The 13,759-nt window shown below is 72.9% G+C and carries 13 protein-coding genes; 3 read left to right on the forward strand and 10 right to left on the reverse strand.

All coding sequences use genetic code 11. From position 1 onward, the window contains the following. Positions 1-13: 13 nt before the first annotated feature. The 6 genes from nadC to ACQEUX_RS25815 all read right to left on the reverse strand — a co-directional run bounded on the left by nadC (position 14) and on the right by ACQEUX_RS25815 (position 6,054). Positions 14-910: a carboxylating nicotinate-nucleotide diphosphorylase gene (nadC, locus tag ACQEUX_RS25790; protein WP_433053392.1), complete on the reverse strand. Its 897-nt coding sequence runs from the start codon at positions 908-910 to the stop codon at positions 14-16. After that, a complete protein-coding gene (locus ACQEUX_RS25795; RefSeq protein WP_433053395.1) occupies positions 907-2,601 on the reverse strand; it encodes an L-aspartate oxidase in 1,695 nt (564 codons plus the stop codon). Before ACQEUX_RS25795 ends, nadC begins: the two co-directional genes overlap by 4 nt. Positions 2,602-2,709: 108 nt before the next feature. Continuing rightward, on the reverse strand, positions 2,710-3,594 hold the full coding sequence (locus tag ACQEUX_RS25800; RefSeq protein WP_433053398.1) for a septum formation family protein: 885 nt from the start codon (positions 3,592-3,594) through the stop codon (positions 2,710-2,712). A 108-nt stretch (positions 3,595-3,702) separates the two neighbouring features. Next, entirely contained in the window at positions 3,703-4,131 is a 429-nt protein-coding gene (gene panD, locus ACQEUX_RS25805) for an aspartate 1-decarboxylase (RefSeq protein WP_433053401.1), read from the reverse strand. Between the two features lie 44 nt (positions 4,132-4,175). Further along, positions 4,176-5,024 (reverse strand): pantoate--beta-alanine ligase, encoded by an 849-nt coding sequence (panC, locus tag ACQEUX_RS25810; RefSeq protein ID WP_433053404.1) that lies wholly within the window; start codon positions 5,022-5,024, stop codon positions 4,176-4,178. A gap of 55 nt (positions 5,025-5,079) precedes the next feature. Next, positions 5,080-6,054: a Rossmann-like and DUF2520 domain-containing protein gene (locus tag ACQEUX_RS25815; RefSeq protein ID WP_433053407.1), complete on the reverse strand. Its 975-nt coding sequence runs from the start codon at positions 6,052-6,054 to the stop codon at positions 5,080-5,082. Positions 6,055-6,356: 302 nt separating this feature from the next. On the opposite strand from ACQEUX_RS25815, the gene ACQEUX_RS25820 reads away from it, so the two are divergent. Both ACQEUX_RS25820 and ACQEUX_RS25825 read left to right on the forward strand, forming a co-directional pair. Then, entirely contained in the window at positions 6,357-7,655 is a 1,299-nt protein-coding gene (locus ACQEUX_RS25820; RefSeq protein WP_433053410.1) for an SAM-dependent methyltransferase, read from the forward strand. Beyond that, positions 7,652-8,839: an NADH-quinone oxidoreductase subunit D gene (locus tag ACQEUX_RS25825; protein ID WP_433053413.1), complete on the forward strand. Its 1,188-nt coding sequence runs from the start codon at positions 7,652-7,654 to the stop codon at positions 8,837-8,839. The genes ACQEUX_RS25820 and ACQEUX_RS25825 overlap by 4 nt, the downstream gene beginning before the upstream one ends. An 18-nt stretch (positions 8,840-8,857) precedes the next feature. Here the strand turns inward: ACQEUX_RS25825 and ACQEUX_RS25830 are convergent, their stop codons facing one another. Beyond that, on the reverse strand, positions 8,858-10,537 hold the full coding sequence (locus ACQEUX_RS25830; RefSeq protein WP_433053416.1) for a hypothetical protein: 1,680 nt from the start codon (positions 10,535-10,537) through the stop codon (positions 8,858-8,860). Between the two features lie 163 nt (positions 10,538-10,700). On the opposite strand from ACQEUX_RS25830, the gene ACQEUX_RS25835 reads away from it, so the two are divergent. Next, complete coding sequence (locus ACQEUX_RS25835) at positions 10,701-11,054, forward strand: hypothetical protein (protein WP_433053419.1); 354 nt, start codon at positions 10,701-10,703, stop codon at positions 11,052-11,054. Positions 11,055-11,112: 58 nt separating this feature from the next. Here the strand turns inward: ACQEUX_RS25835 and ACQEUX_RS25840 are convergent, their stop codons facing one another. From ACQEUX_RS25840 to ACQEUX_RS25850, 3 genes are all read right to left on the reverse strand, one after another. Then, positions 11,113-12,117 (reverse strand): glycine betaine ABC transporter substrate-binding protein, encoded by a 1,005-nt coding sequence (locus tag ACQEUX_RS25840; protein WP_433053422.1) that lies wholly within the window; start codon positions 12,115-12,117, stop codon positions 11,113-11,115. A 218-nt stretch (positions 12,118-12,335) separates the two neighbouring features. Next, on the reverse strand, positions 12,336-13,076 hold the full coding sequence (locus tag ACQEUX_RS25845; protein WP_433053425.1) for an ABC transporter permease: 741 nt from the start codon (positions 13,074-13,076) through the stop codon (positions 12,336-12,338). After that, the gene (locus ACQEUX_RS25850; protein WP_433053428.1) at positions 13,073-13,759 is read right to left on the reverse strand and encodes an ABC transporter permease; all 687 of its coding nucleotides are present in this window, start codon (positions 13,757-13,759) and stop codon (positions 13,073-13,075) included. The genes ACQEUX_RS25845 and ACQEUX_RS25850 overlap by 4 nt, the downstream gene beginning before the upstream one ends.

The following is a 13,759-nucleotide window of genomic DNA, read 5'->3' on the forward strand; positions in this document are numbered from 1 at the left end:
GCAGCCTAGACAACTAGTCAGTACGCAGGTCCAGCGCGATGTCCAGGATCGGCGACGAGTGGGTCAACGCACCCACCGAGAGGAAGTCGACGCCGGTGGCCGCGTACCGGCCCGCCACCGCCAGGGTCAGCCCGCCGGTCGCCTCCAACTCCGCCCGGTCACCCACCGCGGTCACCGTCTCGGCCAGCACCTCGGGCGTCATGTTGTCGCAGAGCAGGAAATCCGCCCCGGCCTCCACCGCCTCCACCGCCTCGTCGACCGTGGTCACCTCGACCTGCACCGGCACCTCCGGGAACGCCTCCCGGACCCGCTGGTACGCCGCCGTGATGCCCCCGGCCGCCAGCTTGTGGTTGTCCTTGATCATGGCCACGTCGTAGAGGCCCATCCGCTTGTTGGTGCCTCCGCCGGCACGCACCGCGTACTTCTCCAGTGCCCGCAGGCCCGGCGTCGTCTTGCGGGTGTCCAGCACCATCGCCTTCGTGCCGGCCAGGGCGTCCGCCCAGGCGCGGGTGTGGGTCGCCACCCCGGACATCCGGCAGAGCAGGTTGAGCGCCGTCCGCTCGGCCGTGAGCAGCAGCCGCGTCGGCCCGGTCACCGTCGCCAGCACGTCGCCGCGGGCCACCCGCTCACCGTCGCGGGCCAGCACCGACACCTCGACGGTACGACCGAAGCCGGTCACCTCGCCGACCACCTCGAACACGGCGGCGGCCACGGCCATCCCGGCCAGCACCCCGTCCGCACGCGCCACCAGGTCGGCGGTGTCGGTCTGCTCCGCCGGAATGGTGGCCACGCTGGTGACGTCGAGAAAATCCGGGCCCAGATCCTCGACGAGCGCGTTCTCGATCACCCGCCGCACCTGCGCCGGGTCCAGTCCGGCCGCCCGCAACGCCGCCTGCGTCGACTCGATCATGACTTTCCCTCCCACTGCTGGGTCAACCCGCCCTGCGCCCCGATCGACCCGACCAGGTGGCCCAGCCACCGCTCGTCGGCCGTCGGAAAGTCCTCCCGCCAGTGGCAACCCCGGGTCTCGCCGCGCGCGTACGCGGCCGCCACCAGCGTCGACGCCACGGTGAGCAGGTTGGTCGCCTCCCAGTCGGCGGTCCGCGGCCGGCCCCGGGCAACGCCCAACTCGGTAAGCGTCCCGGCCGTCCCGGCCAGCGTCGCGGCGGAACGGAGCACGCCGGCCCCCCGGGTCATCGCCCGTTGCAGGGTCGGCGTCGCCTCCGCCGGCAGCACCCAGCCCGTACCCCCACGCCAGGCGCCGGTGTCCGCCGGCTGCACCTGCTCGGGCAGGCCGGCCGCGATGTCCTCGGCGATCCGCCGGGAGAAGACCAGGCCCTCCAGCAGCGAGTTGCTGGCCAGCCGGTTCGCACCGTGCACACCCGTGCAGGCCACCTCGCCGCAGGCGTACAGGCCGGGGATGGAGGTGCGGCCGCGCAGATCGGTGCGGACGCCGCCGGAGGCGTAGTGGGCTGCCGGCGCGACCGGGATCAGGTCGGTCGCCGGGTCCACGCCGATCGCCAGGCAGGACGCCACGATCGTCGGGAACCGCCCGGCCAGGAAGTCCCCGCCCAGGTGCCGCGCGTCGAGGAAGACGTGGTCCGCGCCGGTGGCCAGCAACACCCGGTGGATGCCCTTGGCCACCACGTCCCGGGGGGCCAGCTCGGCCAACTCGTGCTGGCCCACCATGAACCGCTTGCCGTCCGCGTCCACCAGGTACGCGCCCTCGCCGCGCAGCGCCTCGGAGACCAGCGGCTGCTGTGCGTGCCCCGCGCCGGGCACACCGGCACCGGGCGGCGTGATCAGGGCGGTCGGATGAAACTGGACGAACTCCACGTCGGTCACCGCCGCGCCGGCCCGCATCGCCAGCGCCACACCGTCCCCGGTGGAGACCGCCGGGTTGGTGGTGGCCGAGAAGATCTGCCCCATCCCGCCGGTGGCGAGCACCACCGCCCGGGCCAGCAGCGCACCGACGCCGTCCTCGCTGCCCTCGCCGAGCACGTGCAGGGTGATTCCGCAGGCCGCACCGAGCCCGTCCGGGCCGTCGCCCGGCGCTCGCAGCAGGTCCAGCACCAGGGCGTGCTCGACCAGCCGGATCCACGGGTCGCGCTGCACCGCGGCGTGCAGGGCCCGCTGCACCTCCGCGCCGGTGGCGTCCCCGCCCGCGTGCACGATCCGGTCCGCCCGGTGCCCGCCCTCACGGGTCAGCATCAGGGAGCCGTCGGGGTGACGATCGAACTCGGCGCCGATCCGGATCAGCTCGCGCAGCCGGGTCGGGCCCTCCTCGACCAGCACCCGGACGGCCGCCGGGTCGCAGAGCCCGACCCCGGCGACCTCGGTGTCCCGGGCGTGCGCCGCCGGGGTGTCCGTCGGGTCGAGCACGGCGGCGATGCCGCCCTGCGCCCACCGGGTCGAGCCATCGTCGATACTGACCTTGGTGACCACCGTGACGTGCAGGCCCGCCTCACGCAGGTGCAGCGCCGCGGTCAACCCGGCCACCCCGGAACCCACCACGATCACGTCGGTGGTCTCCACCCAGCCGGGCGCGGGCGCGGCCAGCAACTGGGGCAGGGCCGGCAGGTCGACGGTCGGAAGGTCCATCCCCTCAGTCAACCCGAACCATCCTCGCCAGGGGCGGCGGGGGCGGGACGAGTGTTTTGGGCTACCCCGTCCGACCCCGCCCGCGCCGCGCCGGCCGTCGGGGCATGGTCACTTCGTCCGGACCGGTAGGCCGGCCGGGCCCGCGCCCTTCAACGAGGCGGTCACCGTACGGTCGCTGAGCCACAGGTAGCAGCGGACACCCCGGTCACCGACCCGCCAGCGCCCCGCACCCGGTGGACGGACCACCACGCCGCTGCGGAACCGCAGCTCGGCGTCGTCCGGCACGCCCACGTAGCGGCCGAGGGCGCTGCGGCAGCCCGTGTAGAGCGGCGCCCAATCGGCGTCCCGGGTCGGGTACGGCGTGTCCGGCGCACGCCACACCCCGACGAACTCGGCGTCGTGCTGTCTGGCGCACTCCACCGGGACCAGCGTCTGCACACCCCTACCGGCCGCACCTCGGGTCTGCTGGCAACCCAGTCGCAGCCCGGAGGCCCCCTTCAACGCGTCCCGCAGACTGCCCGACCGGACGACCACGGTGGCCGCCGCCTCGACCGTGGTCAGCTCGGTGAGGTCACACCGGAACCAACGGGAACCCGCGGCCCAACCCGGCCCGGAGGGCAGCGCCACGGACAACCGCAGCCGGCCGGCTCGCCAGTCGTCACCCAGAAAGCCGGTCGCCCGGGTGTCGCACTCGGCGAACGCACCTCGCAGCTCCGCCGAGCCACCCGCCGGGGCGTTCGCGCGCTCGACCGGGAACGCCCCCACGTGGACGGTCTCCACCCGGTGCGGGCCGGCGCAGTCCACCGGCTCATAGCTGGCCAGGGTGACGACATCGGTGAAATCGGCGGCCTGACACACCCCGGCGGCCGGGGTGAAGGCCGACGGTGGCGGCAGCGCCTCCCAGTCGTCGGTCAGGTCACCGTCCAGGCCGCCGGACCCACCGCAGCCGACCAGCAGCAGTGCCGTCACGGCAGCGGCGAACAGAGTCGACATGGCACTGCGCAAAGCGGCCTCCCCCAGCCACCGACCGGCTTTCGCCAGCGCGCCAAGGGTAACCGGAAATGACCTTCTGGTAACAGACCGGAATCGCGTCGCGCGGGATCAGACTCCGGACACGGCCAGCGGGCTGGGCACCGGGCCCCCGGCCATGCCCGGCGCCACCCCAGCCGGGTCAGCGCCCAGCTCGATCACCCGGTTGTCGGCGTCCACGTGCACCACCCGCGGCCGGTACGACCGGGCCTCGGCGTCGTCCATCTGCCCGTACGAGATCAGGATGACCAGGTCACCGGGGTGCACCAGGTGCGCGGCGGCGCCGTTGATGCCGATCACGCCGCTGCCCCGCTCGCCCGGAATCACGTACGTCTCCAACCGGGCGCCATTGGTGATGTCCACGATCGCCACCTGCTCGCCGGGGAGCAGGTCGGCGGCGTCGAGCAGGTCCTCGTCCACCGTCACCGAACCGACGTAGTGCAGGTCGGCCTGGGTCACCGTGGCCCGGTGGATCTTCGACTTGAGCATGGTCCGCAGCATCGGGGTGGCCTTTCGCGGGAGTGGTGGAGAGTGGTGCGGCCGGGTCAGGGACGGGGGGCGAGGTGGATCGCCGCGTTGTCGATCAAGCGGGTGGTGCCCACCCAGGCGGCGATCACCAGCCGGGCCGGCCCGGACACCGGCCCCGGTTCCAGCTCCGGATCGGTGAGCACCAGGTAGTCGAGGCGGGCACCGGGCGTACCGGCACCGAACGCGGCGTGCGCGGCGGTCAGCACCGCCCCCGCGTCCAGGCCGTCGTCGGCCGCCCGTGCACCGGCCCGCAGCGCGGCGGACAGGCTCAGCGCATCGGCCCGCTCCGACTCGCTGAGGTAGCGGTTGCGGCTGGAGAGTGCCAGCCCGTCCGCCTCTCGGACGGTCGGCACACCGACCACCTCGACCGGCACGTCCAGGTCCCGCGTCATCCGTCGGACCAGGGTGAGCTGCTGGTAGTCCTTCTCGCCGAAGAAGGCCAGGTCCGGCTGGGTGAGCTGGAGCAGCTTCAGCACCACGGTGAGCACACCGTGGAAGAAGCCGGGGCGGCTCGCGCCCTCCAGCTCCGAGCCGAGCGGGCCGGGGTCGAGGCGCACCCGAGGCTGGCCGTCCGGGTACATGTCCGCCACCGACGGGGCGAAGACCAGGTCGGCACCCGCCCGCCGGCACACCTCCAGATCCGCGTCGAGGGTCCGCGGGTAGCGGTCGAAGTCCTCGTTCGGCCCGAACTGCAAGGGGTTCACGAAGATCGTAACCAGCACGTGGTCGGCCTGTTCCCGGGCCGCGCGCAGCAACGTCTCGTGCCCGGAGTGCAGCGCGCCCATGGTCATCACCACCCCGACCGTGCCCTTCAGCCCGGCCCGGGCCTCGGCCAACTCGGCGCGCGTGTGCACGACCTGCGTCACAGCGACACCTCGGTTCGCGACTGCGGGGCTCGCAAGATCGGCTCACTCCTCACGCTCACGCGGCCACCTCCCGACCGGTGTCGGCCAGCACGCCGAGCAGCGACTGCGCGTCCACCGGCCGCAGCCGGCCGGCGGCGATCGCCCGGTCGGCGGTACGCCGGGCCAACGCCAGGTACGCGGGGACGGACTCCGGAGCGGTGGCGGCCAACCGGGCCAGGTGCCGCTGGACGGTGCCCGCGTCACCACGGGAGACCGGGCCGGTCAACGCGTCGTCGCCCAGCCGCAGCGCGTTCTCCAGGGCAGCCCGCAGCAGCGGCGCGAGCACCTTCTCCGGACGGGCCACCCCGGCGTCGCGCAGCCGGTCGATGGCCTCGTTCACGAGGGTCACCAGGTGGTTCGCGCCGTGGGCCAGCGCGGCGTGGTACAGCGGGCGGTCCGACTCGGCCACCCACTCGGGCACACCGCCCAGGTCGGCGACCAGCCGGGCGGCCAGCGGGCGCAGTTGGGCCGGGGCGGTCACCCCGTACGAGATGCCGTCGAGCCGAGCCAGGTCGTCCGGCGTACCGGTGAAGGTCATCGCGGGGTGCAGGGCGAGCGGCCGGGCGCCGACCTCGGTCGCCGGCGCCAGCACGTCAAGGCCGTGCGCGCCGGAGGTGTGGGCGACCACCTGGCCCGGGCGCAGCGCACCCCGATCGGCGAGGTCGGCCACCACGCCGGCCAGCGCGTCGTCCGGTACGGCGATCAGCAGCAGGTCGGTGGCGGCGTGGGCCACGACGGGGACCGAGTGGCGGGGCACCTCGGGCAGCAGGAGGGCGAGTCGGGCACGGCTGGCCCCGGAGCCGCCGGTGACGGCGACCACCTGGTGCCCGGCGGCGGCGAGTGCGGCGCCCAGCACCGCTCCGACCCGACCGGCACCAACGACACCGACGGTGAGCAGGCGAGAGGAGACGGAGGCGCCGGTGACGGCGCGATCCCGCGATGCGGCGGGCCCGTGCGGGGCGGCCGGACGCGGGCGCAACGGTGCGCTCATGACCACGATCCAGTCCTCGAGAAGGGGTACCGGTCGATCGCAAGTATGCGCCCGGCCCACCGAACCCGGACAAGCATGTGTGAAAACCTTCACCACCCCCGGAAGTGCCCTCCGCCACCGTCCCCGACCGCCACAGAAGCGCTGCCACCAGCGCGTTCCCGCGACCACCTTGATCAGGTGATGAAAAATAGGCACTCGGGTCGTTTCTGACCTACTTTTCATCACCTGATCACCACGCACCCCTGCGGCGTCGAACCAGCTACGCGGGTGATCGCGGCGCACCCTGAACTCGGAGTGAACTGATGTCGATCGCCTGGCGAGACGCGATGAGCCAGGCCCTCTACGGGCCGGGCGGCTTCTTCGTCGCCGGCACCGGGCCGGCCGACCACTTCCGCACCAGCGTGCACGCGTCCCCAGCCTTCGCCACCGCCCTGCTGCGCCTTCTCTCGCAGGTCGACGCTGCCCTCGGCCACCCGGACCGGCTCGATGTGGTTGACGTCGGGGCTGGGCGGGGGGAACTCCTGCATAGCCTGCTCAGGCTCGTCGCATCCGCATCCGCCGTCGGGGTTGTGGTGGGGGTTTCCGGGGAGCCCACCCGCTCCGGGCGGTCAGGCTTGATCCCTCCGCGGGCGGGCTCCCCGGAAACCCTGACTCCCGCGGCAGCCGCCCGTCCGCTGGGCGACGAGCCGTCGTCCGTCGCCGCCCGTCCGTCGCTCGCGGAACGCGTGCGGTTCACCGCCGTCGAGCTGGCCCCGCGCCCCGAACACCTAGCTGAAGAGATCAACTGGGTGTCCGAAATTCCTGCCAGGATCAACGGGGTGTTGCTGGCGACCGAGTGGTTGGACAACGTTCCGCTGGACGTGGCGGTGCACACCTCGGACGGCTGGCGATACGTGTTAGTCGATCCCGAGAGCGGCGCGGAGACGGTCGGCGAGCTGGTCAGCCCCGCTGATCTTGATTGGCTCACGCGGTGGTGGCCCACCAGCTCTCGCAGCACAGACCGTGACGCGGACGGCGTAGTGACCTCGACTGGTGCGACTGGCGGAAGCGGGTCGGGTTTCCGGGCAGCCCGGCCGGCGCAGGGATCAAGCCTGACCGCCCGGAGCCGGCCGGGCTGCCCGGAAACCCCCCACAGCGACCACCGCGCCGAGATCGGCAGGCCACGGGACGAAGCCTGGGCGCACGCGGTGCGGCAGATCAGCCGAGGGCTGGCGGTCGCGGTCGACTACGGGCACCTGCGGGAGGCACGACCGGTCGACGGGACGTTGACCGGGTATCGGGGTGGACGGCAGGTTCCTCCGGTGCCGGACGGGTCGAGTGATGTGACCGCCCACGTGGCCATGGACTCGGTCGCCTCCGCTGGTGCGACGGTCGCCCGGTGCGCGTACTCCCTGGTTTCACAGCGGGAGGCGCTGGGGGCGCTCGGGGCCGACGGCCGCCGACCGCCGCTGAGCCTGGCCGGCACCGACCCGGCAGGCTACGTGCGGGCGCTGGCCGCCGCGTCGGCGGTGGCCGAGCTGACCGACCCGGCCGGGCTCGGTGGGCACTGGTGGCTGCGCCAACCGGTCGACATCCCACTCGGGCCGGCCGTGGCACGATGACGGGCATGACCACCGACGCCGGGGACCTTCGCGAACTGACCGTCGGCACCGGGGCCGGCCTGGTCGCCGGCACCGGCGATCAGCAGCTCGGCACCGACATGGTGCTGAACATCGGCCCGCAGCACCCCTCCACGCACGGTGTGCTGCGGCTGAAGCTGGTGCTGGACGGCGAGCGGGTGGTCGCCTGCGAACCGATCGTCGGTTACATGCACCGGGGCGCGGAGAAGCTCTTCGAGGTGCGTGACTACCGGCAGATCATCGTGCTGGCCAACCGGCACGACTGGCTCTCGGCGTTCTCCAACGAGCTGGGCGTGGTGCTCGCGGTGGAACGCCTGATGGGCATGGAGGTGCCGGAGCGGGCCACCTGGCTGCGGATGGCCCTCGCGGAGCTGAACCGGGTGCTCAACCACCTGATGTTCCTCGGCTCCTACCCGCTGGAGATCGGGGCGATCACGCCGATCTTCTACGCCTTCCGGGAGCGGGAGACCATCCAGGCGGTGATGGAGGAGGTCTCCGGCGGCCGGATCCACTACATGTTCAACCGGGTGGGCGGCCTCAAGGAGGAGGTGCCGTACGGCTGGACCGGGCGGGCCCGCGCGGCGATCGGCGAGGTACGCCGGCGGTTACCCGATCTGGACCACCTGATCCGGCGCAACGAGATCTTCCTCGCCCGGACCGTCGGCGTCGGTGTGCTCTCCGCCGCGGACGCCGCCGCGTTCGGTGCGTCCGGGCCGGTGGCCCGCGCCTCCGGCCTCGACCTGGACCTGCGCCGCGACGACCCCTACCTGGCGTACGACGAACTGGACGTGCCGGTGGTCACCCGCACCACCGGGGACTGCCATGCCCGCTTCGAGGTGCTGCTCGACCAGGTGTACGCATCGCTGGACCTCGCCGAGCAGTGCCTGAACCGGGTGGACCGGCTGACCGGGCCGATCAACACCCGACTGCCGAAGGTGCTCAAGGCGCCGGAGGGGCACACCTACGCCTGGACCGAGAACCCGCTCGGCATCAACGGCTACTACCTGGTGTCCCGGGGCGAGAAGACGCCGTGGCGGTTGAAGCTGCGCACCGCCTCGTACGCGAATGTGCAGGCGCTGGCCACCCTGCTCCCCGGCTGCCTGGTCCCGGATCTGATCGCGATCCTCGGCTCGATGTTCTTCGTGGTCGGCGACATCGACAAGTGACGCGAGCCACCTGACCGGTCAGCGCCAACGGTCGCCGGGGGGCGGGGCACCGCCAGCGCGCGGCACGTCGTCCTGCGGTGGATAGCCGTAGCGCTCGTCGACCCGACGCCGGCCGGCCCGCTCCGGCGCGGGTTCCGCCTGGTGGCCGCGCTGGCGCGGTGGGCGCCACTCGTCCGGCACCGGTACGCCGCCCACCGGCAGCGCCGGCCGACCCGCCGGCTCGGCCCGGTGGTACGACTCACGCTCCTCGTACCGGCCGGCGTCCTCGTGACGGCGCGGTTCCTCGTGGCGAACGGCGGCCCAGCGGTCGGCCACCCGGTACTCGGTGCCGGCGGCGTCGGCGTGCAACTCGGCCCGGCGTTCCCCGACCCGCAGCTCACGGCCGTTCTCGTCGTCGCGGACGGCGGCCCACCGGTCACCGGCCCGCAACTGAGACCAGTACTCGCCGGTGTCGTCGGCCCGCAGGGCCGGCCCGGGCTGCGGCGCGGCGGCGTCCGCCCGATCGCGCTGCTCCGACCAGCGACGATCGTCCGGGCTGTCCCAGGAGCCCGGCGCCTGCCGGTCCGGCGTGCGATGCGACCGGGCCACCGGCCCGCGCTCGTCGGGCTGGGCGTACGCGTCGCGCGGATCGGTCCACTCCGGTTCGTCGGGGCGGCCTGTCCAACCCGGCTCGTCGGCGTCGACGTCGGGCAGGTTCCGTTCGGCACCCCACCCCGCCCCGTCCCGCGCGCTGCTCCACTCGGGCTCGCCCCAGGTCGGGGGACGTGCACCCCGGGAGCGGTTGTCGCCGGGGCGGATCCGGTCGTCGTCGTACCCGGTTCGGGGGCGCTCGTCCGCGCCGCCACCGCGGGTCCACTCCTGCGCGGGCGGGGTCCACTGGCCGGCGTACCCGCCGCCGTAGTGCCCAGCCGGCTCGGCCGGGCCGCCGTCCACCACGGTGTGCCGGGTGGTGACGTGGACGGTCTCGGTGTGCCGGACCACGCCGCCCGGCCGGTGCGCCGGTTCCGGGCGGTCGTGCTCGCGGGGGCGGGCCGAGCCGTACGCGGTGGCAGCCGGTCGTTCCGCGCTGTACATCCCCGGGGTGGCCGGCGGTTCGACGGACTCCCGTGCGTACGCCGGTTCGTCGTCGTCAGTGTGCTCGGAGCGACCCCACCGGGGCGCGTCGTCAGGGCCCGACACTCGGGCGCGGCCCGCCGGTGCGTCACCCGGCACCGGGACCCGGCGACGGGCCACCGGCGCGTCGTCCACCGGCGGGTCGACGGCCGGCACCCGAGCCCGCCCGGCACCTGGCGGCTCGGCGGCGGGAACGGCACCGGCGAGGGCGGCACCGCTGGCGTCGAGGCGGCGGCGGACCGCGGCGACCCCCTCCTGGGCCCGCTGCGCCTGGTCGAGCGCCTGGTTACCGCGCTGCGCGGCGGCCACGATCTCGCTGCGCAACTCCCGGCGGAGCTCCTCGATCTCGTCCAGCAGCTCGTCGGCCCGCGCCGAACCGCCCTCGCCGTCGCGCCGCAGCGCGATGGAGAGGCCGATCAGCACCACCGCGACAATGGCGAGCACCGCGGCGAAGCGCAGCGGGCCGTTGCCGTCGGCGACCAGCAGGATCAGCGCTGCCACCGGCGCGAGAGCGACGCCCGCCCAGAAGAGCATGGTCAGCAGCGGTGGTTGACGCCGAGCGTCAGAGGTGGCCGGGGCTGGCATGGATGTGCAGCCTACCGAGGATCGCGGCCCAGGGGAACGGACCTGAACACTCCTCGCACACTTCGACCTGGCCGTTTGATCGCTTCATCTGCATGGCTCACTCGAACGCGGCGCGCATCCGTGTTTCAATCGACAAACAACAATCATGGGGGTGGATATGAGAGTGCCAGGAACGGTGAAGCGGATCTCCGTGGTGGCGGGCGCCGCCGCGCTGGTGGTCCTCTTGACCGGCCAGCCGGCCTGGGCGGTGGAGCAGACCCTCCGGATGGGCGACATCAAGCTCGCCCACGGGGGCGTCATCAACAGCGGCTACACGCTCTACGCGTGCGACGACCGAGCCAACGGTATCGGCGCGGTGACGGAAGTCCGGCTGAACACCGGCTACACCGACAACGTCCGGGACCCGAACGGCTCCGCCGCGGGGTGCGGCCAGAAGAACACCTCCGGTTCGTCGTACGCGGTGCAGTACCGGGTGTGCTCGGGTGAGGCATGCACCGGCTGGGCGCGAGCGTATTGACATGACGACGCCCCCGACCCGGTGAGGTCGAGGGCGTCGTCAACGCTCCAAGGGCAAGTCAGCTGGTGGCGAAAGCGCCGTCCGAGGAGAAGATCAGGCCCACGCTGATCGAGCCGTCGCGCAGCCCGCTCTTGGTCAGCGGCCCGCCCTGGTCCAGCGAGGAGAACTTGCCGACCGACAGCCCGTACGTCTTCTCCAGGCCCGGCTTGCAGAACGGACGCTGCTCGCACTCCGGCGGGCCACCCAGGATGGTCGCGCTGCCGGAGCACTTCGCGGCCAGCTCGGAGAGGGTCCGCACGCCGTACTTGTCGGCGAAGGCCTGGGTCACCGCGAAGGCGTTCTGGTCCTGTGCGGCAGCCGGGGCACCGAAGGTGATGCCGGCCTTGTCGCCCTCGGCCTTGAGCGCCGTCACCGTCGTGTTGATGTCGGGCGAGGAGATCGGCTGGGCGTTGGCGCCGTTGGCCTTGTTGTTGAGGAACTCGGCCATGGTCGCCGCGTACTCCGGGACGACCTGGATCTCGCCCTTCTCCAGCGCGGGCTCGTAGAGCTCCCGGTTGCCGATCTGCTGCACCTTCACCTGGTAACCGGCGGCGGTGAGCGCGATCCGGTACAGCTCGCCCAGCGTCTGGCTCTCGGCGAAGTTGCCGGCGCCCACCACGATCTCGCCGCCCGGGCCCTTGGCGATGCCCGCGGTGAGGTTGTTGGCGGTGGCGAACTCCTCGGCCGCCACCTTGGGCGTCTTACGGTCGTCGTTCACGGCCTTGTTGAGCTGGATCAGCTTCGGGGTGTCGAGCGCGGCGGAGACCTTGTCCAGTGCGGCGATCAGCTGCGGGTTGGCCGCCTTGCTGTTGACCGCGGGGATGACGTTGTCGGAGTTCTGGAGCTTCTTGTCGTCCTGCAGAGCGATGAGCTGCTGCCCGGCGACCGGGGCGCACCCGGCGCCGGAGGCGCTGGTTGCGGGCGCGTCGGTGCCGGACGAGCCGGCGTCACCGCAACCGGTGAGGAGCGCTGCCCCGGCGACGGCGCCGACAGCGCCGATCGCCAAACGTGTACGTGCGCGCATGTGCCCGCCTTCCGTGTCCCGGCGCGGCCCGTCCCGGGCCGGCCGCGTGTCCGACGGGCGATCCTGACTCTCGGACGCCCGCGAATATCCACCCAACATCCTCCGCGAGCGACCGACAACTTCGGGTGGACTTCGTCACCGCATCGTCACCGATCGGTTCACCGCTGGCCGCCGGCTCGACGGCGGGCTCACCCGGACGAGTCACCGCGAGACGGGACTCAGGCGCTCCCGGTGGCGTCGGCGGGTCGGGGCCGCCCCGCGCGCTGCCGCCCGCGCCGCAGCGGACGCGGGGTGACCAGCCGTTCGACGCCGCCGAGGACCACCTCGGCCAGCAGCGCGAGCCCGGCCACCAGCACACCACCGGCGACGATCTGACCCCCGCCGGTCGCGATACCGAGGCCGAAGCCGGTCCGGATGATCTGGCCGAGGCCGCCGCCGTTGACGAACGAGGCCAGCGCGGCGGTCGCGATCACCTGGACCGTGGCGGTCCGGAACCCGGCCGCCAGGTAGGGCACCGCGAGCGGCAGCTCCACCCGGCGCAGCAACTGCCCGCCGGACAGGCCCATCCCACGGGCCGCGTCACGGGCCTCCGGGTCCACCTGCCGCACCCCCGTGTACGCGTTGGCCAGCAGCGGCGGAACCGCGAAGACGGCCAGCGCCACCACCACCGGCGTCCGCCCGAAGCCACTGGCGAAGACCACCGGCAGGATGGTCAGCAGCGCCAGGGTGGGGATGGCCAGAGTCGCGTTGGACACCAGCACCACCAGACCGCCACCCCGGCCGAGGTGACCCAGCCAGAGACCGAGCGGCCAGGCCACCAGGCAGCCGAGCGCCACCGCCATGGCCGAGATCGTCAGGTGCTCGACGAGGCGGTCCAGCATGCCTCCGGGGTTGGTCCAGTTCAGTGGGTCGTTGATCCACACGACCGCCTGGCCGATCGGGTTCTCCGCGACGGTCACCGTGCCCCCCTCGTGGACCAGGGGGTCACCAGCCGGGCGACCAGGACGAGCAGCAGGTCGAGCACGACCGCGAGCGCCACGCAGAGCAGTGCGGCGGTCATGATCTCGGCCTTGTAGAGGTTGTTCTGGAAGCCCGCGAAGATCAACTGACCGAGACCGCCATGCCCGACCAGCACTCCGACCGTGACCAACGCCACCGTGGAGACGGTCGCCAGCCGCACACCCGTCAGGATGCCCGGCACGGCCAGCGGCAGGTCGATCCGGAACAGCCGCCCCCACCGGCCGTACCCCATCCCCTCGGCGGCCTCGCGAACCTCCGGCGGCACCTGGTTGAGGCCAGCCACCACGTTGCGCACGATCAGCAGCAACGCGTAGAGGACCAGCCCGACCAGCACGGTGGTGGTCCCGGTGCCCAGGTAGGGCGCGATGAACGCGAACAGCGCCAACGACGGGATGGTGTAGACCACCCCGCTGACGGCGAGAATCGGGCCGGCGAGTGGACGGACCCAGTAGGCCAGAACGGACAACGGCAGGGCGATCAGCACCGCGATCAACACCGCGCGCCCGGTGAGGGAGGCGTGTTCGCGCAGCGCGGCGAGGATCGTGTCAGAGTTGTCCCGCACGTACTGCCAGGAGAACCAGGGGTTACCCGGGTCGGCCCGGTAGCTCAGGCGGAAGGACAT

Origin of the sequence: Micromonospora sp. CA-259024 (assembly GCF_050936255.1) — a bacterium.
GTDB lineage: Bacteria > Actinomycetota > Actinomycetes > Mycobacteriales > Micromonosporaceae > Micromonospora.